The sequence below is a fragment of the Parerythrobacter aurantius genome (assembly GCF_045291475.1).
In the GTDB taxonomy this organism is placed as follows: Bacteria; Pseudomonadota; Alphaproteobacteria; order Sphingomonadales; family Sphingomonadaceae; genus Parerythrobacter; species Parerythrobacter aurantius.
On record NZ_CP147985.1, the window covers coordinates 590,579 to 611,311 of the forward strand.

21 protein-coding genes, 1 pseudogene and 1 riboswitch are annotated in these 20,733 nt (G+C 65.1%); of the genes and pseudogenes, 13 read left to right on the forward strand and 9 right to left on the reverse strand.

Annotation, left to right across the window (positions count from 1 at the left end):
• Positions 1-4: 4 nt before the first annotated feature.
• The 4 genes from WAB17_RS02950 to WAB17_RS02965 are packed head-to-tail and all read right to left on the reverse strand — an operon-like array spanning position 5 to position 4,124.
• On the reverse strand, positions 5-442 hold the full coding sequence (locus WAB17_RS02950) for a response regulator (protein WP_435418545.1): 438 nt from the start codon (positions 440-442) through the stop codon (positions 5-7).
• On the reverse strand, positions 439-2,421 hold the full coding sequence (locus WAB17_RS02955; RefSeq protein WP_435418546.1) for a PAS domain S-box protein: 1,983 nt from the start codon (positions 2,419-2,421) through the stop codon (positions 439-441). Before WAB17_RS02955 ends, WAB17_RS02950 begins: the two co-directional genes overlap by 4 nt.
• A 3-nt stretch (positions 2,422-2,424) precedes the next feature.
• Positions 2,425-3,069 (reverse strand): response regulator, encoded by a 645-nt coding sequence (locus tag WAB17_RS02960; protein ID WP_435418547.1) that lies wholly within the window; start codon positions 3,067-3,069, stop codon positions 2,425-2,427.
• Positions 3,066-4,124 (reverse strand): sensor histidine kinase, encoded by a 1,059-nt coding sequence (locus WAB17_RS02965; RefSeq protein WP_435418548.1) that lies wholly within the window; start codon positions 4,122-4,124, stop codon positions 3,066-3,068. The genes WAB17_RS02960 and WAB17_RS02965 overlap by 4 nt, the downstream gene beginning before the upstream one ends.
• A 228-nt stretch (positions 4,125-4,352) precedes the next feature.
• Here WAB17_RS02965 and WAB17_RS02970 point away from each other — a divergent pair, with 228 nt between their 5' ends.
• The 12 genes and pseudogenes from WAB17_RS02970 to mmsB all read left to right on the forward strand — a co-directional run.
• Positions 4,353-4,949, forward strand: a complete 597-nt coding sequence (locus tag WAB17_RS02970; RefSeq protein WP_435418549.1) for a phosphoribosyl-AMP cyclohydrolase — start codon at positions 4,353-4,355, stop codon at positions 4,947-4,949.
• Between the two features lie 158 nt (positions 4,950-5,107).
• Complete coding sequence (locus tag WAB17_RS02975; protein ID WP_435418550.1) at positions 5,108-5,782, forward strand: OmpW/AlkL family protein; 675 nt, start codon at positions 5,108-5,110, stop codon at positions 5,780-5,782.
• An 86-nt stretch (positions 5,783-5,868) separates the two neighbouring features.
• A complete protein-coding gene (locus tag WAB17_RS02980; RefSeq protein WP_435418551.1) occupies positions 5,869-6,525 on the forward strand; it encodes a DUF2490 domain-containing protein in 657 nt (218 codons plus the stop codon).
• Positions 6,526-6,651: 126 nt separating this feature from the next.
• Positions 6,652-8,145 (forward strand): CoA-acylating methylmalonate-semialdehyde dehydrogenase, encoded by a 1,494-nt coding sequence (locus tag WAB17_RS02985; RefSeq protein ID WP_435418552.1) that lies wholly within the window; start codon positions 6,652-6,654, stop codon positions 8,143-8,145.
• Between the two features lie 6 nt (positions 8,146-8,151).
• Positions 8,152-8,649, forward strand: coding sequence for a hypothetical protein (locus WAB17_RS02990; protein WP_435418553.1), 498 nt, complete (start codon positions 8,152-8,154; stop codon positions 8,647-8,649).
• A gap of 11 nt (positions 8,650-8,660) precedes the next feature.
• Positions 8,661-8,963 (forward strand): I78 family peptidase inhibitor, encoded by a 303-nt coding sequence (locus tag WAB17_RS02995; protein WP_435418554.1) that lies wholly within the window; start codon positions 8,661-8,663, stop codon positions 8,961-8,963.
• A 3-nt stretch (positions 8,964-8,966) separates the two neighbouring features.
• Positions 8,967-9,350, forward strand: coding sequence for a RidA family protein (locus WAB17_RS03000; protein ID WP_435418555.1), 384 nt, complete (start codon positions 8,967-8,969; stop codon positions 9,348-9,350).
• Positions 9,351-9,398: 48 nt separating this feature from the next.
• Positions 9,399-10,544, forward strand: coding sequence for an acyl-CoA dehydrogenase family protein (locus WAB17_RS03005; RefSeq protein WP_435418556.1), 1,146 nt, complete (start codon positions 9,399-9,401; stop codon positions 10,542-10,544).
• Positions 10,541-10,966 carry a hypothetical protein gene (locus tag WAB17_RS03010; RefSeq protein ID WP_435418557.1) on the forward strand — a complete coding sequence of 142 codons (426 nt, stop codon included), beginning with the start codon at positions 10,541-10,543 and terminating at the stop codon, positions 10,964-10,966. Before WAB17_RS03005 ends, WAB17_RS03010 begins: the two co-directional genes overlap by 4 nt.
• Positions 10,963-12,009 (forward strand): enoyl-CoA hydratase/isomerase family protein, encoded by a 1,047-nt coding sequence (locus WAB17_RS03015; RefSeq protein WP_435418558.1) that lies wholly within the window; start codon positions 10,963-10,965, stop codon positions 12,007-12,009. Before WAB17_RS03010 ends, WAB17_RS03015 begins: the two co-directional genes overlap by 4 nt.
• On the forward strand, positions 12,006-12,788 hold the full coding sequence (locus WAB17_RS03020) for an enoyl-CoA hydratase-related protein (RefSeq protein ID WP_435418559.1): 783 nt from the start codon (positions 12,006-12,008) through the stop codon (positions 12,786-12,788). The genes WAB17_RS03015 and WAB17_RS03020 overlap by 4 nt, the downstream gene beginning before the upstream one ends.
• Positions 12,784-13,662: pseudogene (gene mmsB / locus WAB17_RS03025) on the forward strand (3-hydroxyisobutyrate dehydrogenase); the annotation flags it as partial. The gene WAB17_RS03020 and the pseudogene mmsB, both read left to right, overlap by 5 nt.
• 123 nt (positions 13,663-13,785) lie before the next feature.
• Here mmsB and WAB17_RS03030 read toward each other — a convergent pair.
• Positions 13,786-14,541 (reverse strand): hypothetical protein, encoded by a 756-nt coding sequence (locus WAB17_RS03030; protein WP_435418560.1) that lies wholly within the window; start codon positions 14,539-14,541, stop codon positions 13,786-13,788.
• A 139-nt stretch (positions 14,542-14,680) separates the two neighbouring features.
• Between WAB17_RS03030 and WAB17_RS03035 the strand changes: the two genes are divergently transcribed.
• Complete coding sequence (locus WAB17_RS03035) at positions 14,681-15,949, forward strand: lipopolysaccharide biosynthesis protein (protein WP_435418561.1); 1,269 nt, start codon at positions 14,681-14,683, stop codon at positions 15,947-15,949.
• 21 nt (positions 15,950-15,970) lie between these two features.
• Here the strand turns inward: WAB17_RS03035 and gcvPB are convergent, their stop codons facing one another.
• The 4 genes from gcvPB to gcvT are packed head-to-tail and all read right to left on the reverse strand — an operon-like array spanning position 15,971 to position 20,474.
• Positions 15,971-17,560, reverse strand: a complete 1,590-nt coding sequence (gene gcvPB / locus WAB17_RS03040; protein ID WP_435418562.1) for an aminomethyl-transferring glycine dehydrogenase subunit GcvPB — start codon at positions 17,558-17,560, stop codon at positions 15,971-15,973.
• The gene (gcvPA, locus tag WAB17_RS03045) at positions 17,557-18,918 is read right to left on the reverse strand and encodes an aminomethyl-transferring glycine dehydrogenase subunit GcvPA (protein WP_435418563.1); all 1,362 of its coding nucleotides are present in this window, start codon (positions 18,916-18,918) and stop codon (positions 17,557-17,559) included. The genes gcvPB and gcvPA overlap by 4 nt, the downstream gene beginning before the upstream one ends.
• A 39-nt stretch (positions 18,919-18,957) precedes the next feature.
• Complete coding sequence (gene gcvH, locus WAB17_RS03050; RefSeq protein ID WP_435418564.1) at positions 18,958-19,329, reverse strand: glycine cleavage system protein GcvH; 372 nt, start codon at positions 19,327-19,329, stop codon at positions 18,958-18,960.
• 2 nt (positions 19,330-19,331) lie between these two features.
• Positions 19,332-20,474, reverse strand: a complete 1,143-nt coding sequence (gene gcvT / locus WAB17_RS03055; RefSeq protein WP_435418565.1) for a glycine cleavage system aminomethyltransferase GcvT — start codon at positions 20,472-20,474, stop codon at positions 19,332-19,334.
• Positions 20,475-20,623: 149 nt separating this feature from the next.
• Positions 20,624-20,715, reverse strand: a riboswitch (glycine riboswitch).
• Positions 20,716-20,733: the final 18 nt, after the last annotated feature.

The window sequence follows — 20,733 nt, forward strand, 5'->3', positions numbered from 1 at the left end:
CCGCTCAGCTTTCGCGCAGCCGTTCGTAGAGGATGCGGGTCTCGAGCAGGTTTCCGATCCGCAAGGCGACTTCGATGACGTCGAACGGTTTTGCGACGAAATCCTTGGCCCCGAGCGAAAGCGCGCGGCGCCGTGCCTGCAGGGTCGTATCGGCGGTCAGCACCAGGACCGGCCGGAATTCGCCGGGGCGGTCGTGACGCGAAAAGGCCTCGAGCAGTTCGAAGCCGTCGATCCCCGGCATCATCAGGTCAAGCAGGACGATATCCGGGGCGAGGTCGATATAGGCCCGCATGGCTTGCCGGGGATCGGTCAGGCAATGGACATCGCCATAGCCCTCGCGCTCCAGCACGCTGCGTAGCAGGAGGACATTGGCTTCCTCGTCGTCGATGGCGAGGATGCGCCGCGACGTCACTTCAGCCTGTGTAACCAGCCTGCCGATCATGCCTTCCCGATTCCTTCCTGTTCGCACGCCACGCCGGGATGGTTTTCTTCGTCAAGCGGAAGCGAGAACCAGAACCGTGACCCGTGCGCCCCGGCCTCGGGTTTCACCGGTTCATAGCCGATCGCACCGCCCATCGATTCGATGAGGCTTTTCGACAGGGCGAGGCCGAGCCCGGTTCCTTCGGTTGAAGACCGCCGCTGTTCGCCCAGCCGGTCGAATGCAGTAAACAGCCGCGGTACGTCGCGCGGCTCGATACCCGGCCCGTCGTCTTCGACCCATACCTTGGCCTCTCCGCCCGTCACCCCACCGCCGAGCCGGACCCGGCTTCCCGTGCGGTTGTATTTGGCGGCGTTGGCGATGAGATTGAGGATGACCTGCATGGTTCGCCGACGGTCGGCCAGAACCGCGATGCCCGGCCCGGGTGCCTCCAGCTCGAATGCGAGGCCAGCCTGCTGGACCAGCGGAGTGCCCAACCCATGGGCCTCTTCCAGCAATTCCCGCAGGTCGGCACGTACAACCACGATTTCGCTCGCGCCCGCCTCGATGCTGGAAATGTCGAGCAGGTCGTTGATCAGCGACAGCAGGTGACGCCCGGCCTTCATGATCTGGGCGATCGCTGCCCGGTGTGGCGGATCGAACTGTTCTTCCTCGATTTCGAGCAACTGGCCAAAGCCGAGGATAGCGTTCATGGGCGTCCGCAATTCGTGGCTGGTGCGCGAGAGGAACACGGTTTTTGCCTGGCTGGCCGCCACGGCCTCCTCGCGTGCGTTGCGCAATTCCTCTTCGGTCCTGCGCCGTTCGGAGATGTCGCGGGTCACCTTGGCAAATCCGCGCAAGGTCCCTTCCGCGTCGCGCAAGGCAGTGACCACCACGTTGGCCCAGAACCTCGAGCCGTCCTTGCGGACGCGCCATCCCTCGTCTTCCGCCGAACCGTCGGCAACAGCTCGTGCGATCATCTGCCGGGGCAGGAAATCTCTCGTCTCGGGCGGGTAGAAGGTGCTGAAGTGCCGGCCCAGGATCTCGTCCGCCTCCCACCCCTTGATCCGCTCTGCGCCGAGGTTCCAGGTCGCGACATTGCCGTCGGTGTCGAGCACGAAGATGCCGTAGTCCCGCACCTTCTCGACGATCAGACGGAAGCGCTCCTCGCTGTCGCTCAGGTCCTTCTCGCGTGCCCGCAAAAGATCGCTGGCCCGCGACAGGCGCTGCGCCAGCCGACCGATCTCATCGGCCTCGTCGGGCAGTTCGACAAGCTTTTCACCGCGGGCAAGGCTTTCCGCATTGCGTTCCAGCATCTTCACGCGCCGAACTATGCCGGTCGAGAAGAGGTAGACCGCGGCAAGACTGCCGAGCAACCCCAGGAGGGCACTGACGGCAGTTAATATGAGAAACCGGGTGCGCACATCCTGCACCCGGGCGCGGCGCTGGTCGAGCAACACTGCCTCGCTGCGCTGGATCGCATCGACCTGTTCCCCAAGGCGGGCAAGAATGTCGCGATTGGCCGTGAGTTCGTCCGTCATGGCACCGCGAGAGACGCTGAGGTCGGCTCCGGAACGCGAGACCTCCACGATCTGCTCCAGTCCTTGCATTTTGGCCTCGACCAGGCCGGTCAGGTCGGAAAACTGCCGCCTGACGCCGGGATCCCTGATCGCTTCGTCGAGCCTCGCCATTGTCGCGGGCAATTCGCGCTGTGCTGCGGCAAACGGTTCGAGGAAACGCACTTCGCCGGTCAGCGCATGGCCGCGGACTCCGGCCGCCGCCTGCGAAAGCAGGGCGTGGACCTGGTAGGTATCGCGCTGGATCGCGAACGCGCGCCTGACATCGGCCTCCGCCCGCTCTTCGGCGGTACTCGACAGATAGAGCGAGCCCAGCGCTGCGAACAGGATGGCAAGAGGAATGGCAATGAAGACCAGCCCCTTCATGGCAAGCGGCCGATCGGCCCAGAACCGCATCGGTGCGGCCATCGGTCGCTCGTAGCTCATCGGTCAGCCGTCGCTGCGCCGCATCTGGGTCACCAGCACCGCGGCCTGGGTCCGGTCGGCCACGCCCAGCTTGCCGATGATGCGCTCCACATGAACCTTGACCGTTGCCGGGCTGATGTCGAGCTGGCGGGCAATTTCCTTGTTGGTCAAACCTTCGGCGACAAGTCCCACGACATCGCGCTCGCGATCGGTCAACAGACGCGACATGTCGGCCTCCCGCCCCGGCAAGGGGGCGGCCCGGATGGCGGCATTGACCAGTTCCAGGGAAACGGCGGAATTCCCGGCCATGACCTGTGCGATCGCACCCTTGAGCTCGTCGATGGCAGCATCCTTCAGGACATAGCCCGCAGCACCGGCCGCCAAGGCTTCGCGCACATAGGCCGGCATTTCGTGCAGCGTCAGCATGATGACCCTCGTGCCCAACCCCAGCGCCGCAATCCGGCGGGTGGCTTCGAGCCCGTCGATTCCCGCACCAAGGCGAATGTCCATCAGCACGACATCGGGGCGCTGCTCGTCGACGATCCGGATCGCCTCTTCGCCGGAAGCCGCCATCGCCACCACTTCGATGCTGTCGCTAGCGAGCACCGCACGCAGACCCTCACGCGCGAGCTGGTGGTCGTCGACGATCACGATCCTCGCCGCGGTCATCGCCCGTCCCTGCCTGCCAGGAATGCCGTCACCGAGACGCCGCCCTTGGCACCCGCACGCCAGTCCAGCCTGCCGCCGATCGCCGCCATGCGCTCCGTCATGACGTCGATACCGATGTGGTACCCTTCGCCATCATCCTGCCGGACCGCCGCGCCGGATCCCCGCCCGCTGTCGACAATCCGAAGAAAGGGCTCCGCTTCCGATTCCGCCAGCGCCATTTCGATCGCGACCGCACAGGGCCCACCGGAATGCTTGCGGATATTGGAGATCGCTTCCTGCGCCACGCGGAACAGCGCCGTCTCGACAATCTTGGGCAAGCGGCCGACCGGCTGGCTGGTTCGGACCGTGACGGTGAAGCCCTCGGCCTGGAGGCCATCGGCCATGGCGCGGATGGCCGCCTCCAGCCCGAGATCGTCGAGCAGTGTCGGGCGCAATCCTCCGATTACCGCGCGCAATTCGCGTACCAGGCCGCGGGCGATTCCCGCCAGTTTCGCCCGTTCCGCGGCCGGCAGGTCCTCGGCGGACGACCCTGCGCCTTCGATCATCCGCGCCAGCGCGGTGGCCGTTTGCGCCACGCCGTCGTGCAATTCCCGGGATACGCCGAGACGCTCGGCCTCCTGCGCCGTGAACATCCGTTCGACCAGCATCTCCAGCCGCTTTTCGCGCTCCTGCAGCGTATCGACGAGGCGCTGGCGTTCCTGCTCGCGATTGGTGCGGTCAAGCGCCGAACCCATCAGTTCGAGTGCGAGGGCCAGCGTCTCGCGATCCTCGTCGTCGGCAATTTCGCGCTCGTTCCCGATCCCCTCGATGGCAATTCGGGCCAGCACGGATTCCTCACCGGGGGCCCGGATCGCGATGCCATGCAACGCATCGTGCGGGGCGAGGCGGCCACCGCGTCCGCCCAGGAAAAACGCGAGCCGTTCCGCGCAATCGTCGAGAGCCGCAGCCATCGTTTCAGGCGAGGCGTCCGACAGCGTCTTGCCGATGCCCGATAGCAACCGCATGCGCGCCGCACGCGCTTCGGCCGCGCGATAGAGCTCGCGCAGCTCAGCCACGGTTTCAAGAAGTGGCGGTGCAAGGGGCATCGTCCGGGACATGTCGCCCACCAATTACAGCAACCGGTACAAAACGCATAGGCCATCCGGCCTAAGCCGGTTAGCTAGCCGTCCGGCTGATTTGGCGCGAGCGAGCCGGAGCTATCTGGCCTGCATCAGGACGATATCCGTCGTTCCGAACCCGGCCACACCGGCGAATTTCCGGGGCCTATATGAAGGAGACGAACCATGACGACTTTCCGTACCAAGGCCCTCGGCCTTGCCGCTGCGCTTCCGCTTGCCGCTCTCGCTACCCCCGCGCTCGCTGACGACCACTCGGCTGCTGCGACCGCAAAGACGGCAACCTATGCGCCGATCACCAAGGCCGAAGTCGAAGCCGCTCAGACCGCCTGGTGCAACGCGCTCGTCGCCATTGCGACCGAAAACGACACCAAGGGCCAGCCTGCTGCCAAGGCACTGGCCAAGCAGGTCCTCGACGGGGCCTATGCCTATGACATGGGTCCGGTGCTGTTCAAGCCGACCCTGACGGTCGCCCCGCAGACCTTCCGCACCACCTATGACGGCGCGCTCGCCTACTTCGTCGGCGGCGACAAGGCCTTCCCGACCGACACCGGCTTCGCCCTGAAGGGCTGGCGCAAGTGCGAGGCGAGCAACATGACCATTGCGATCACCGGCACCTCGGCCATGGCGACCGGCAATGTCAGCATGTGGGACAGCAAGGGTGCCATGACCATGGTCGACAAGACCTGGGGCTACGTGCGCGGCCCGGACGGCAACCTGCGCATCGTCCTGCACCACTCGTCCCTGCCCTACAAGGCGGGCTGACCTGACCCCCTCGGCCCCGGATCGCTCCGGAATTCATCTCCCTCCCCTCCCCTGAAGGACGGGCGATCCGGGCCAACCCCCATTATCCGAAACCAGACCGAGCCCTTCAGGCGCGCATATCGCGCGCCTGAACGGGCCACCAACAGGACCCCCTCCCGATGTTCAAAACTCGTGCCCTCATCCTCTGTGCTGCCGCAGCGCTGCCGTTTGCAACCCCGGCCGCAGCCCAGGAAGCCGGCGACATCCAGATCAAGGGTTTCGTGACCGGCGTGCTGCCGGACGGCGCCATCACCGATGTCGTCACCGACCAGATCGGCCTGCCCGCCGGCTCGCAGACCGAAGCATCCGATTCCGTGGTGCCGACCGTCGCTATCGAATACTTCCTCTCTCCCAGCCTCTCGCTTGAGACGATCTGCTGTGTCACCCCGCATGATGTGCGTGGTGCCGGTGCGCTCGCAGGGGCCGAGCTGATCGACGATGCGATCATCCTGCCCGCCAGCGTCACCGCGAAGTACCACTTCAATCTGGGCGGGGGCGTGAAGCCCTATCTCGGTGCGGGTGCGACTTACTTCATGATCTTCTCCGAAGAAGTGGGCGCCGATGCAGCTGCGCTGGGCGCGACCGATGTCGACCTGTCCGACGAGTTCGGTTTCCTGCTTCAGGGCGGGGTCGACTTCGCGCTGAATGACCGCGGTCTCGGCCTCTCGCTCGACGCCAAGCGTTACTTCGTCGGCACGACCGCGACCTTCCGCGCCGGACAGGCCGTGGCGCTGCAAAGCGAGCACGATCTCGACCCCTGGGTCGTCAGCGCGGGCCTGTCGTACCGCTTCTGATACCGTCGCAACATGAAGGGCATCGCACGCACAAAGCGTGCGATGCCTTTCGCATTTCCCGTAGGTTCCTCCCGGAGTTCCCGCCCATGCTTCGTCTTCGCCTAGCCCTTGCCGCAACGGCCGTCCTTGCCCTGCCCGCCGCCGCCCATGCCAGCGACGACGGTGCGGAGCTGTGGTTCAACCCGTCGATCAGCTTCGACCTCGACAACGATACCGGGATCGAAATTGAAACGGCCCAGCGGTTTCGCGATGCGGGCGACGGGCGGGCCGACACCTATTTCGCCCGCCTGTGGGTCAACCAAGAGGTGGCCGACAATGTCACCCTGAGCGGTGCGGTCGAGCAGCGCATCAACGACGGCGGCGACGACGAGACGCGCCTCATCCAGCAGTTGTCGACCCGGCACGGCATCCTGCGCACGAGGCTGCGCCTCGAACAGCGATTCGTCGACGATGCCGACCGCATGGGTCTGCGCCTGCGCCCACGCCTCGGTGTATCGGTCCCGCTCGACGCGGACGGCAAGTGGGCTTTCAAGAGCGACGCGGAACTTTTCCTTACGCTGCGAAGCAATAGTGTCGGCGGCGATGACGGGCTGACGGGCCTGCGCACCCAGGTCGGTTTCAGCTACGACCTCAACGACAATTTCACCCTGAGTGCCGCATATCTGCGCCAGCAGGACATTCGCGACGGGCGCCCCGACACCGTGGGACATGCGCCGATCATCGGCATCGAGTTCGCTTTCTGACCGGTTCGCCACCCGCGCCGGCGGGGCGAGTGGCAAGGATCGACCGGGCCACTCTCCACCATTGGATTCACGCGCGCTCCCAGCTAGAGCGCGCCGCATATTGCAATACCGTGGAGAGGAAGTTTCATGCGCCAGGTCGATCATTTCATTGTGGGCGACAGCCCGGCGCCGGCCCGCAAGCACAGCATCTGGAACCCGTCGACGGGTGAAGTGCAGGCCGAGGTCGCGCTCGGCGATGCGGCATTGCTGGCGCGGGCAGTCGAGACCGCGAAGAAGGTCCAGCCCGAATGGGCCGCGACCAACCCGCAAAAGCGGGCCCGGGTCATGTTCGAATTCAAGCGGCTGGTCGAAACGCACAAGCAGGAACTGGCAGAGCTGCTGTCCAGCGAGCACGGCAAGGTCGTCGACGACGCGCATGGCGATATCCAGCGCGGGCTGGAGGTGATCGAGTTCGCTTGCGGCATCCCCCAGGCGCTGAAGGGCGAGTACACCCAGGGCGCAGGGCCGGGCATCGACGTCTATTCGATGCGCCAGCCGCTCGGCATCGGCGCGGGGATCACCCCGTTCAACTTCCCTGCGATGATCCCGATGTGGATGTTCGGCATGGCAATCGCGGCCGGCAATGCCTTCATCCTCAAGCCCAGCGAGCGTGACCCCTCCGTTCCGATACTGCTGGCCGAACTGTTCCTCGAGGCCGGCGCGCCCGAAGGGCTGCTGCAGGTCGTACACGGTGACAAGGAAATGGTCGATGCGATCCTCGACCATCCCGATATCGCTGCGATCAGCTTCGTCGGTTCGAGCGATATCGCGCAGTATATCTATTCGCGCGGAACGGCGAATGCGAAGCGGGTGCAGGCTTTCGGCGGGGCCAAGAACCACGGCGTGGTGATGCCCGACGCCGATCTGGACCAGGTGGTGAACGACCTGGCCGGGGCTGCCTTCGGTTCGGCAGGCGAGCGCTGCATGGCCCTGCCGGTGGTCGTCCCGGTCGGCGACGACACCGCCAACCGCCTGCGCGAAAAGCTGATCCCGGCGATCCACGCGCTGCGAGTCGGCGTCAGCACCGACAAGGACGCGCATTATGGCCCCGTCGTCACGCCCGAACACAAGGCGCGGGTCGAACAGTGGATTACCACAGCCGAGGCCGAAGGCGGCGAGATCGTCATCGACGGGCGCGGCTTTACCCTGCAGGGTCACGAGAAGGGCTTCTTCATCGGCCCGACCCTGATCGACCGGGTCACGCCCGACATGGAAAGCTACAAGGAAGAGATCTTCGGCCCCGTGCTCCAGATCGTCCGGGCGCACGACTTCGAGGAGGCGCTGCGCCTGCCCAGTGCGCACCAGTACGGCAACGGAGTCGCGATCTTCACCCGTAACGGCCACGCTGCGCGCGAATTCGCCAGCCGCGTCAACGTCGGCATGGTCGGGATCAATGTGCCGATCCCGGTGCCGGTCGCCTACCACAGCTTCGGCGGCTGGAAGCGTTCGGGCTTCGGCGATATCGACCAGTACGGCATGGAAGGCCTGCGCTTCTGGACCAAGACCAAGAAGGTCACCCAGCGCTGGCCCGATGGCGGGGGCGATGGTAGCAACGCCTTTGTCATTCCGACGATGGGGTAACTGACGATGGGTCGCCACTTCCTGTTCGCCGCCTGCCTGGTGGCTCTCGCCGCCTGTTCGTCCGAGCCCGAACCGCAGGAGACTGCGGATGATTTCGCCGACCGGATCGGGACAGGCCAGCCGCTTGCCCCCGACGCCACGCCGACCAGTTCGCTCAACCCGGGCCCCAAGGCGCCGATGGCGAAGCTGGGTGCACCCAGGCCGGTTCCGGCCAGGTTTCAGGGCAGCTGGGATTTCGTCGATGGCAATTGCAGCGCCGATTCCGACCTGCGCATCCGTGTCGGCACCAACAGCGTGCAATTCTACGAATCGACCGGGGTGGTGAACGGTTTCGATCAGCCCGACGAAAACACCGTGATCCTCAACCTCTCCATGGAAGGCGAAGGCGAAAAGTGGGAGGAACGGTTCCGCATGTCTCTGGTGGAAGGCGGGAAATTCCTCGAAGCGAGCGAGCAAAGCGGTTATGGTGCCGGGCAGGCCATGCGGCGCAAACGCTGCGGTTGATGGAGGAATGAATGAAGGCTCTGGCGCTTGTTCCTGTAACAATCTTCGCAGTAGCCTGCGCTCCCGTAGCCGAGCCCGGGCAACCGGCCGAGCGCATGGCGGGTGAAGGGCGCACTTGCTCTGCAGATGCTGCACAGGAGTTTGTCGGACAATTGACCTCAAAGGCCGTTGGCGAACAAATCGCCGCGGCGACTGGTGCGGGCATTTTCCAGTGGGTCGGCCCCGATATGGCCGTGACCATGGATTATCGCCCCGACCGCGTAAGGGTCTCGTACGACAGGGCGATGAAGATTGTTTCCGTAGTTTGCGGGTAAATCATGCGGCAGCGGGCGACTTCCGGCTCGCCGTTCGAGGCGCAATTCGGCTTTTCCAGAGCGGTCCGCATCGGGGACCGTATCGCGGTCGCCGGAACCGGGCCGATAGAAGATGACGGAACCACCACTCCGGGCGATGCCGCCGATCAGGCCATCCGCTGCTGCACATTGATCGTTCGCGCCATCGAACAACTCGGCGGCAAGGCGTCCGATGTCGTGCGAACCCGGATGCTCCTGACCGACCCGGCCGACCAGGATGCCGTGGGCGCGGTCCACGCCCGGTTTTTCGGCGAGGCCGCACCGGCCGCAACAATGCTAGGCGTGGCGTGGCTTTGCCGACCGGAATGGAAAGTCGAAATCGAGGCCGAAGCAATCGTTTCGGGGTGAGGCTGCCGCCCCTTCCCTCGCCCTTTTCGCGGCGCTAGAGCGCGTCCTATGACCGGACAATTCCAGCTCACCGACGATCAGCTCGCGATCCAGGAGATGGCGCAGCGGTTTACCGCAGATGCCATCACCCCCTTTGCCGCCGAGTGGGACGAGAAGCACCATTTCCCGCGCGATGTAATCAAGCGCAGCGCCGAGCTCGGCTTCGGCGCGATCTACGTTTCCGAGGAAAGCGGCGGGATCGGCCTCGGCCGGCTCGAGGCGGCGCTGATCATGGAGGCGATGGCCTATGGCTGCCCGGCGACCAGCGCCTTTATCTCGATCCACAACATGGCCGCGTGGATGATCGACCGGTTCGGCGGCGCCGAGGTCAAGGCGAAGTTCCTGCCCGATCTCGTCACCATGGAAAAGATCGCCAGCTATGCACTGACCGAGCCGGGGAGCGGCTCCGACGCGGCGGCGCTCAAGACCAGCGCAAAGCTTGATGGCGATCACTATGTGCTCAACGGCACCAAGCAGTTCATCTCGGGCAGCGGCGTCAACGACGTCTATGTCTGCATGGTCCGCACCGGCGACCACAAGAGCAAGGGCATCACCTGCCTGGTGGTCGACAAGGACACGCCGGGCGTCAGCTTCGGCGCGCCGGAGAAGAAGCTCGGCTGGAACGCCTCGCCCACCGCGCAGCTGATCTTCGAGGACGCGCGGGTGCCCGTCGCCAACCGGGTCGGCGATGAAGGCGAAGGTTTTCGCTTCGCCATGATGGGGCTTGACGGCGGGCGGCTCAACATCGGGGCATGTTCGCTCGGCGGGGCACAGCGGTGCCTAGACGAGGCAATCAAGTACACCAAGGAACGCCAGCAGTTCGGCCAGCCGGTGGCCGAATTCCAGAACACCCAGTTCATGCTGGCAGACATGGCCACCGAGCTCGAAGCGGCGCGCGCCCTGCTCTATCTGGCGGCGGCCAAGGTGACCGACAACGCGCCGGACAAGAGCCGCTTTTCCGCCATGGCCAAGCGGCTGGCGACCGACAGCGGCAGCAAGATCGTCAACGACGCGCTGCAACTGTTCGGCGGCTACGGCTATCTCAAGGATTACCCGATCGAGCGTTTCTGGCGCGACCTTCGCGTCCATTCGATCCTCGAAGGCACCAACCAGGTGATGCGGATGATCGTCGGCCGGGACCTGCTGCGCCAATGAGGGTGCTGACGATCCTCTTTGCCTACGCCTGCGCCGCCCTTGTCGCACCACTGCTAGTGTTCGCTTATGGTGCTGCAATCGATGGCTTTTCATTTGCCATTACTGCGAGTGAGACACTTCTGTCTACGAGCCTGTTAGCATCTGGGGCGGCGGTTTACGCTTTACCTATCGCATTGCCTGTCATTGGCTTTACGGAATTCTGCAAGCGCGGTGACTGGAAGATTTTCGCGTTTGCTGGTCTCGGGCTTGGCGTCGCCATGGCTGCGCTTTTCACCGAACTTCCCTTTAGCTGGCAGAACTTCGGCTACTCCATTTATCTGTTACCCATCGTGTTTGCATGCGTCATGACCTACTGGGCCGTAGCTTGGAAATGGCTTCCTCCGAAAGCGGTGACCCTATTGCGATCTGAGATAACCCAATGACCGACGACGTCCTCATCTCTACCTATGGCCGGGTCGGCCACATCAGCCTCAACCGGCCCAAGGCGCTCCATGCGCTGACGCTGGAAATGTGCCACGTCATGAGCGCGGCACTGACGGCCTGGGCGGACGACGACGAAGTCGAAGCGGTCATCCTCGACCATTCCGAAGGGCGCGGCTTCTGCGCCGGGGGCGACATCGCCTTCCTGCGCAATTCGGCGCTCAATGACGGCGGCGTGAGCGGGCGCAGGTTCTTCCACGACGAATACCAGCTCAACCACCAGATGTTCACCTATGCCAAGCCGATCGTGGCTTTCATGGACGGCATCACTATGGGCGGCGGGGTAGGCATTTCGCAGCCCTGCAAGTTCCGCGTCGCGACCGAGAACACCCGCTTCGCCATGCCGGAGACAGGCATCGGCCTGTTCCCCGATGTCGGTGGCGGCTGGTATCTTTCCCGCCTCGGCGGGCGACTGGGGCAGTTCCTAGCGCTGACCGGCGCACGGCTCGACGGGGCCGAGTGCCTCTGGACTGGCCTTGCGACGCACTACGTGCCGAGCGAGATGCTGGCCGAGATCAAGGCGCGCATCGTCGAGCATCCCGATCGCATCGCCGGCATTCTCTCGGAACCCGTCGGCACCCCGCCCAAGGCACGGATCGAAGGCAATGCCGAACTGATCCGCAAGCATTTCGCCTCGGACCGCTACGAGGATATTCTCGCTTCCCTGGAAGCCGACGACAGCGACTGGGCGATGAAGGAACGCGACACGCTCGGCACCAAGAGCCCCCAGACCTGCAAGGTTGCGCTGCGCCAACTGGCGGAAAGCGCGCAGATGGCCGACTTTGCCGACAACATGCGGATGGAATACCGCATCGCATCGCGCGTGCTGACCCGGCCCGATTTCGCCGAGGGCGTCCGCGCTGTGATCGTCGACAAGACCGGCGACCCCAAATGGGACCCGGCGACCCCCGAAGGCGTCACCGACGAATTGCTCGACAGCATTTTCGCGCCCTTGACTGCCGACGAAGAATGGAAGCCCCTGTGACCTACGAAACCATCCTCACCGAAACCGACGGTGCCGTCACCGTCATCACGCTCAACCGCCCGCAGGCGCTGAATGCGCTGTCGAGCGTGGTGCTGGAAGAGCTGATTGACGCCTTCGCCGCCTACCAGGCAGACGACAGTCAGCGCTGCGCGATCCTTACCGGGGCGGGCGACAAGGCGTTCGCCGCCGGGGCCGACATCAAGGAGATGGCAGACAAGGCAGCCGCCGATTTCTTCCTGCAGGATTTCTTCGCACGCTGGACCAGCCATCTGGTCAAGACCACGCGCAAGCCGTGGATCGCCGCCGTCAACGGCTTTGCGCTGGGCGGCGGGTGCGAGCTCGCCATGATGGCGGACTTCATCATCGCCAGCGACAATGCCAAGTTCGGCCAGCCCGAAATCAAGCTTGGGGTCGCCCCCGGCATGGGCGGGAGCCAGCGCCTGACCCGCGCCGTGGGCAAGGCCAAGGCGATGGAAATGTGCCTGACTGGCCGGATGATGGGTGCGGAAGAGGCTGAGCGCAGCAACCTCGTCGCCCGCGTCGTGCCCCATGCCGAACTGATGACCGAAGCCAAGAAGACCGCTGCCCTCATCGCCGCGATGCCTCCGATGGCCGCCATCGCCAACAAGGAAATGGTCAATGCAGCCTACGAGATGAACCTCGACCAGGGCCTGCTCCACGAACGCCGCCTGTTCCAGATCCTCACCGCCAGCGAGGACAAGGCGGAGGGCATGGCCGCCTTCATCGAGAAGCGCGAAGGCAACTGGAAGGGGCGCTGACATGAAGATCGCCTTTATCGGCCTAGGCAATATGGGTGGCGGGATGGCCGCGAACCTGGTGAAGGCGGGGCATGAGGTGCAGGCCTTTGACCTCAGCGACACCGCCATCGCCCATGCGCGGGAAGCCGGCTGCACCACCTTCGGCAGCGCCAAAGAGGTGGTGCAGGGCGTGGATGCTGTTGTTTCCATGTTGCCCAACGGCCAGATCGTAAAAGGCGTCTATACTATCGAAGTGATTGGACACGCCCCTGCCGGCGCAATCCTGCTCGACTGTTCGACCATCGATGTCGCCACAGCGCGCGAGGTGATCGCCGCGGCGGAAGCTGCAGGATATGACATGGTCGACGCCCCTGTCAGCGGCGGGATTGCCGCAGCCAATGGCGGCACGCTGACTTTCATGGTCGGCGGCACCGAGGAAGCTTTCGGACGGGCGCAGCCGATTCTCGAAGCGATGGGCAAGGCAGTGATCCACGCCGGGGCCGCAGGCAATGGGCAAGCGGCCAAGATCTGCAACAACATGCTGCTTGGCATCCACATGATCGGCACTTGCGAAGCCTTTGCCATGGCGCAGAAGCTGGGGCTCGACCCGCAGACGTTTTACGACATCTCGTCCGTCAGCTCGGGCCAGTGCTGGTCGATGACGAGTTATTGCCCCGTCCCCGGCGTCGGCCCGCAAAGCCCGTCGGACAACGACTACCAGGGCGGTTTCGCCACGGCTCTGATGCTGAAAGACTTGCGGCTGGCAATGGACGCCGCCGAGACTTCCGGCGCCGCCGCACCGATGGGCGCGAGAGCAACTGCACTCTATGAAGATTTCAATGGCGCGGGGAACGGCGGGCTGGATTTCTCCGCCATCATCAAGATGTTGCGGTAATATCGCCGGAGGTTGCACCGCGACTGCAACAGCGCTTGGGGTGGGCGACCTGAAGGGCGCGAGGCAGCCGCGATGCGATATCCGGTGTAGCTAATCCGATAGACGAAAGACAGTATAAAACGATCATTTGCCCGATCTTTCCCCCGTTTGGTCGCAAATCAGATCGATGATGTGGTCCGCCCATAGTCTCGGAGCGCGGCGCCGGCCAATATCGGCGACGAATTCCTGCCCGCGCGATACGCTGCGCAGCCGATTTCCGGTCAGCCACCGCTCCCGCCGGTCGTGGTAACTGAGTCCGCCATGTCGCAGCCATTGAGGCCTGTGCCACACGCCTGCAGGCCCACCGGGCACCGTCAGGCGCAAGTCCGGCAGGGCACGGGAAGCCGTCCGACCCTCGCCGACCCAGATCGCGTCATTGCCGGCGTGCAGGCCAAGCGCGTGGGGGTGCCCCATGCCTGCGAGCGACGCCACGACCCCGGCAGGGCTGGCGGCCAGGTCGATACGATCGCTTATGCGCAGGTAGCCGAATATCCGGTGATGTCTTTCGCCCGTTTCCTCCTCGCGGAAGAGGCCGAAGAAGAGGAAGACATCACCCTTGTCGACCCCGCGATTGCGGAGATGGGTCTGGGCAGCACCGCATTGTCCGAAAAGGCATGTGCCGTCAGGCAGGAACATCGGGTCGTGGTGACAGAAATCGTCGCGGCCGATCTTGCCCCTGCTCGCCTCTTCTACCAATTCGCCGAGACCCAGGTCTGCATAGCTGGTGCGCGACCATCCACCGCTGGGAATCGGCAGGCTGACGGGCCGCCCCCCGGCAATGGGGGAGGCACCGCCACCTGCAGCGCTGTCGAACCCCTTGCGACTGAAAACGATGCGCATGGCCCCTCGCAGTTTGTCTCTGGCAGCAAATCCCGCGCTTGCCTCTCGGCAAACTTCGGATAGGAAGCCGCCCCATGACCAAGCGTGCCGCCCCGATCAAGCCCGGCAGCCGTCCGGCGCCCGGCGCGGGAGGCTGACCGTGCGACGGATATTCCAGAATATGGGCTGGCTGCTCGGCGGGCGCGGCCTCAACGCGGTGCTGAGCCTGTTATATCTTGCGCTGGCCACAAGGTCGCTCGGGCTCGCGGGGTTCGGACACTTTGCCATCATCGTGGCACTGGGCCAGACCGTGACCGGCCTGGTCAATTTCCAGACATGGCAGTTCGTGGTCCGCTGGGGTGCAGGGGAGAACGGCCCGGCCCGCGCAGCAGGGTTCGCAGTCGCGTTGGACTTTATCTCGGCGCTTGTCGGAACGGCTGGAGCCGCGCTGCTGGTACTCAGCGCGCCCCTGTGGCTGCCCTTGCCCGAGGATCTCCTTTGGCTGGCCTTCGGATACTGCGTCGTTTCGCTGTTCTCCATCCGCTCGACCCCGACAGGGCTGCTGCGCCTCCGGTTCCAGTACGGCAGGGCAACCGCGGCGGAGGCCGTCCAGCCGCTGGTCCGCGTGTCGGGGGCGGTACTGGCGTGGCTCTACTTGCCGACCGTGACAGGATTCATCCTGGCATGGGCCGCAGCCGAGGTGGCCGTCGCCCTGTCGCTCTGGTTGGCAGCCCTCAAAGGGCATCCCTTCGACTTCAGCAAGGTCAGCCTCTTTGCTATCCCGCGCGCCAATCCCGGCGCCTGGCGGTTCGTTTTCTCGACCAATGCGCTCGGCAGCCTGCAGGTTGCCGGCAAGCAGGTCATGATCCTGCTGGTCGGGGCCATCGGCGGAGAGGCTTTCGCAGGCGGCTTCCGTGTGGCGAGCCAGTTGGGACAGGCGCTGGTGCAACTGGCCCAGACCGTCTCGAAGGCGATCTATCCCGAACTGGTCCATGCGCAGGACCGCGCGCTCGCGATTGCCCGCCGGATGGCCAACATCGCCCTGATCGGGGGTTTCGTCGCGGTCGCCGTCGCCATCCTGGTCGGCCGCGAGGCGCTGGTCCTCATCGCCGGCGACGAATTCAGGGTGGTGTACTGGGCCATGGTCATCCTCGCCATCGGCGGTGCGGTCGAACTGGTCGGGGCGAGCCTCGAATCGCTGCTGGTGAGCGCCGGCCGCGCCGGTACCGCCTTCGTCGTCCGCGCAGTGCCGATGGCGATCGCTTTCGCGGTGCTCGAAACGGCCATGGGCTGGCAGGGCCTGAAAGGCGCCGCGCTATGCATGCTCGGCGCGAGCGCGCTCGCGGTACTCGGCTTCTGGGTCGCGATCATCGACCAGGCGAGAATCCGGATCGATTTCGACGAAGACGAGAAGAGGCCGGCGGAATAAAATCCGCCTGCCTTCCTTCTCCTACTCGCTTTCCTCCCACGCCAGCACCGGCTTGCGCGCTGCCAGGGTCTCGTCGAGGCGGCGGCGCGGGGCGTAGTAGGGGGCTTGTTTCAGGCTTTCGTCCCCTGCCCGCGCGCGCTCGGCGACGCTGCGGAAGGCGCCGATGAACTGGTCGAGCGCGGCCTTGCTTTCGGTCTCGGTCGGTTCGACCAGCATCGCGCCGTGGACCACCAATGGGAAATAGACCGTCATCGGGTGGTATCCCTCGTCGATCATACCCTTGGCAAGATCCAGCGTCGACAGACCGTTCCCGAAACCCTTGTCGCTGAACAGCGCCTCATGCATGCAAGGACCGCTGGCCGCGAAGGGCGCGTCGAGCACGTCCTCGAGGCTGCGCAGGATGTAGTTGGCGTTGAGCACCGCGTCTTCGGCTACCTGCCGCAGGCCATCTGCACCGTGGCTGAGGATATAGGTCAGCGCGCGGGTGAACATGCCCATCTGGCCGTGGAATGCGGTCATCCTGCCGAACGACTGTAGCGGCCGACCGAAGTGCTCACGCGCAAAGGCATCGGCTTGCTCTTCCTCGACCAGATGCACCACGCCGTCGCTCGTCCGCGCGGTATAGGGGAGCGGGCCAAAGGGGCTGAGCGCTTCCGACAACACCACCGGACCCGAGCCTGGGCCGCCACCGCCATGCGGAGTGGAGAAAGTCTTGTGCAGGTTGATGTGCATCGCATCGACGCCGAGGTCGCCCGGGCGCACCTTGCCGACGATGGCGTTGAAGTTCGCCCCGTCGCAATAGACGAAGCCGCCAGCCGCATGGACCGCGTCGGAAATCGCCTTGAGGTCGCGCTCGAACAGGCCGCAGGTGTTGGGGTTGGTGATCATCACCCCGGCCACGTCCGGCCCCAGCCGCGCCTTCAATGCTTCGAGATCGACGCGGCCTTCCGGCGTCGCGGGGATATCCTCTACGCGGTACCCGGCGAAGGCGGCGGTGGCAGGGTTAGTGCCGTGCGCGCTTTCCGGCACGAGGATGACTTCGCGCGCATCGCCGCGCGCTTCGAGCGCGGCGCGGATGCAGAGGATGCCGCACAGTTCGCCATGCGCCCCGGCCTTGGGGCTCATCGCGACGCCATGCATGCCGGTCAGCTCGATCAGCCAGTGGGCCAGCTCGTTCATCACTTCCAGCGCGCCCTGCACGGTCGAGACCGGCTGCAGCGGGTGGACGTCGGCAAAGCCGGGCATCCGCGCGACCTTCTCGTTTAGGCGCGGGTTGTGCTTCATGGTGCAGCTGCCGAGCGGGAAAAGGCCGAGGTCGATGGCATAGTTCTGCCGGCTGAGGCGGGTGTAATGCCGCACCGCTTCCGGCTCGTGCAGGCCGACGAGGCCGATCGTCCCGGTCCGCTCGAACCCGCCAAGCCGGTTCGACCCGGGCTGGATTTCGGGCAGGTCGACGCCGGTCTCGTCGGCGTGGCCGAATTCGAACAGCAGCGGCTCTTCGAGCATGAGGGCACGATTGCCCGTCGAGGTCACCGGGCCTGCCGCCTCGCTGGCCGGGGTCATTTCGGGCTTCCATCCGGATGCGTTGGGCGTTTTGGCGGGCGCGTTCATGCCAGCACCTCCTCAAGGGCTGCACCGAGGGCTTCGATATCCTCCTCGGTGGTGGTTTCGGTGGTGGCGACGACCATCGCATTGGCGAGTGCGTCAACGCCCGGGAATAGCCGCCCGAGCGAGACACCGGCGAGCACGCCACGCTCGGCGAGCTTGCGCACGACAGCGCGGGCATCCTGCCCCAGCGTCACGGTAAACTCGTTGAAGAAGTTCGCGTTGAGCACCGTCACGCCGGGCACCTTCGCAAGACGATCAGCGGTGAGGCACGCCAGCCGATGGTTCTCCGCCGCCAGCTGGCGCAGGCCCTTCTCGCCCAGCAGTGTCATATGCACGCTGAAGGCCAGTGCACACAGACCGCTGTTGGTGCAGATGTTGCTGGTCGCCTTCTCGCGCCGGATGTGCTGCTCGCGGGTCGAGAGGGTGAGCACGAAGCCGCGCTTGCCCTCGGCATCGACGGTCTCGCCGCACAGCCGCCCCGGCATCTGGCGGACGTGCTTCTTGTCGCGCACCGCGAACAGGCCGAGGTACGGCCCGCCGAATTGCAAGCCGACGCCGATCGACTGGCCTTCGCCGACGACGATGTCCGCGCCCAGTTCGCCCGGGCTCTTGATCGCGCCCAGCGCAACCGGTTCGGTGTTGACGGCGATCAGCAGCGCGCCCTTGGCATGCGCGGCCTCGGCAACGGCGGAGAGGTCCGAAATGCGGCCGAGGATGTCGGGATACTGGACCACCACGCAGCTGGTCGTGTCGTCGATCCGCGCGATCAGGCCTTCGAGGTCGGCCTCGGGCTGGATCGAGGGCTGCGCATCGGCGATCTCGTCCTTGGTGAACTTGGCCATGGTCTTGACGACCTCGGCGTAATGCGGGTGGAGCGCGCCCGACAGGACCACGCGGTTGCGCCTGGTCACCCGGCTCGCCATCGCCACCGCTTCCCAGCACGCGGTCGATCCATCGTACATCGAGGCATTGGCGACCTCGCAGCCATAGAGCCGCGCGACCTGGGTCTGGAACTCGAACAGCATCTGCAGCGTGCCCTGGGCGATTTCCGGCTGGTAGGGCGTGTAGGCGGTCAAGAACTCGCCCCGCTGGATGATATGGTCGACCGTCGCCGGAACATGGTGGCGATAGGCCCCGGCCCCGAGGAAGAACGGCGCATCGGCCGCCGCAAGGTTCTTCTTGCTGAGCGCACGCATGTGCTTCTCGACCGCCATCTCGCTGGCATGCATCGGCAGGCCGGCGATGGGCCCGCTGAGGCGCGCTTCCTCGGGCACATCGACGAACAGGTCATCGATCGATGCAGCGCCGATAGTAGCCAGCATGTCGCCGCGATCGGCATCGGTCAGGGGCAGGTAACGCATTTCAACTCCTTCGCTCCGCGCGGCGGCGGGAGCATGCAATCACAGCTCGTCGCAGAACGCCTTGTAGGCCTTGGCATCCATCAGCCCTTCGAGCTCGGACTTGTCGGCCACGGTCATGCGGAAGAACCAGCCTTCCTCTTCGGGCGAGGTGTTGACCAGCGCCGGGTCTTCCTCGAGCGCGGCATTGGCTTCCATCACTTCGCCGGTAATCGGGGCGTAGACGTCGCTCGCGGCCTTGACGCTTTCGACCACGGCCGCCTCGCCGCCTTTCTCGACCATGGTGCCGACTTCGGGCAGTTCGACGAAGACGATGTCGCCCAGCTGGCCCTGCGCGTAGTCGGTGATGCCGACCGTGGCGAGGTCACCCTCGAGGTCGATCCATTCGTGTTCGTCGGTGAAATAACGGGCCATGCCTACTTGCTCCCTCGATAATAGCGGTGGGGTACGAACGGCGTCGGCACCACTGTGGCGGCGAGACGCTTGCTGCGGACTTCGATTTCCAGCGCGGTGCCTGGCGCGGCGTGCTCGCTCGCGACATAGGCCATGGCGATGGGAAGCCCAAGCGATGGCGAAAAGCCGCCGCTGGTGACGGTGCCGACCTTCTCGGTGCCGACGAATACCTCGGCACCTTCGCGCGCGGGCATGCGGCCTTCGACCTTGAGGCCGACCCATTTTCGCGCAGTGCCTTCCGCGATCTCGCGGTTGATCCGCTCGGCACCAGGATAGCCGCCTTCGGTGCGACGGCGCTTGTTGATGCCGAACACGAGACCGGCTTCGATCGGCGAGGTTTCCGGCGACATGTCGTGGCCGTAGAGCGGCAGGCCCGCTTCGAGCCGGAGGCTATCGCGCGCGCCGAGGCCGATGGGCTTCACTTCGGGTTCGCCGCACAGCAGGTCGGCAACCTCGGCCGCCGCATCTCCCGGCAGCGAAATCTCGAACCCGTCTTCACCGGTGTAGCCTGCGCGGGCGATGGTGACATCGTGACCGGCGATGGTGAAGCGGCCGAACTTCATGAAGGTCAGCGCGGAAAGCGGGTATTCGCCCTCGGCATGGCGGGCCAGCGCATCGGCGGCCTTGGGCCCTTGCAGCGCCAGCAGTGCCTGATCGTCGAGGTGGTTGAGCGTGATCTCGTCGGGCAAATATTCCCGCAGATGGCCGATATCGTCCCACTTGGTCGCGCCGTTGACTACGAGGTAGAGCGCTTCGGGCCAGCGCGAGACCATCAGGTCGTCGAGCACGCCGCCTTCCTCGTCAAGCAGCAGCGAGTAGCGCTGCTGTCCCAGCTTCAACGTCGAAAGGTCGATCGGCAGCACGGTCTCAACCGCAGCATCGAGGTCCGTACCGGACAGCAGCAGCTGCCCCATGTGGCTGACGTCGAACAGGCCCGCGCTGGTGCGGGTCCACTCGTGCTCGGCAACAATACCCTCATACTGGATCGGCATTTCATAGCCGGCGAAGGGCACCATCCGCGCACCTTGCGCACGATGCCAGGCGTCGAGCGGCAGCTTGCCCAGCTCGATCACTTCGTCGTCGGAATCGATATCGATATCGCTCATTACAGTCCCCGAACCAGCGCCATCCCGGAATCGAGACACCGCACCGCCCCCTCTGTCGGGAAACCTGAGAGCTTCATGCACCGGCATTGGCCTGCGCACTTCTTCCTTCGGTGGTCGCCGCAGTCGCGGCAACGCTTTCCAGAGTGTCAGCCGGTCCAGCGGTCCTTTGGCCTGAGAGATTCCGGGGCGGTTGCTCCTTCGGCGCCCTGCCCGGGGGCAAGGTCTCTCCCGCTGGTCCGTCCGGCGGATTCGCACCCGT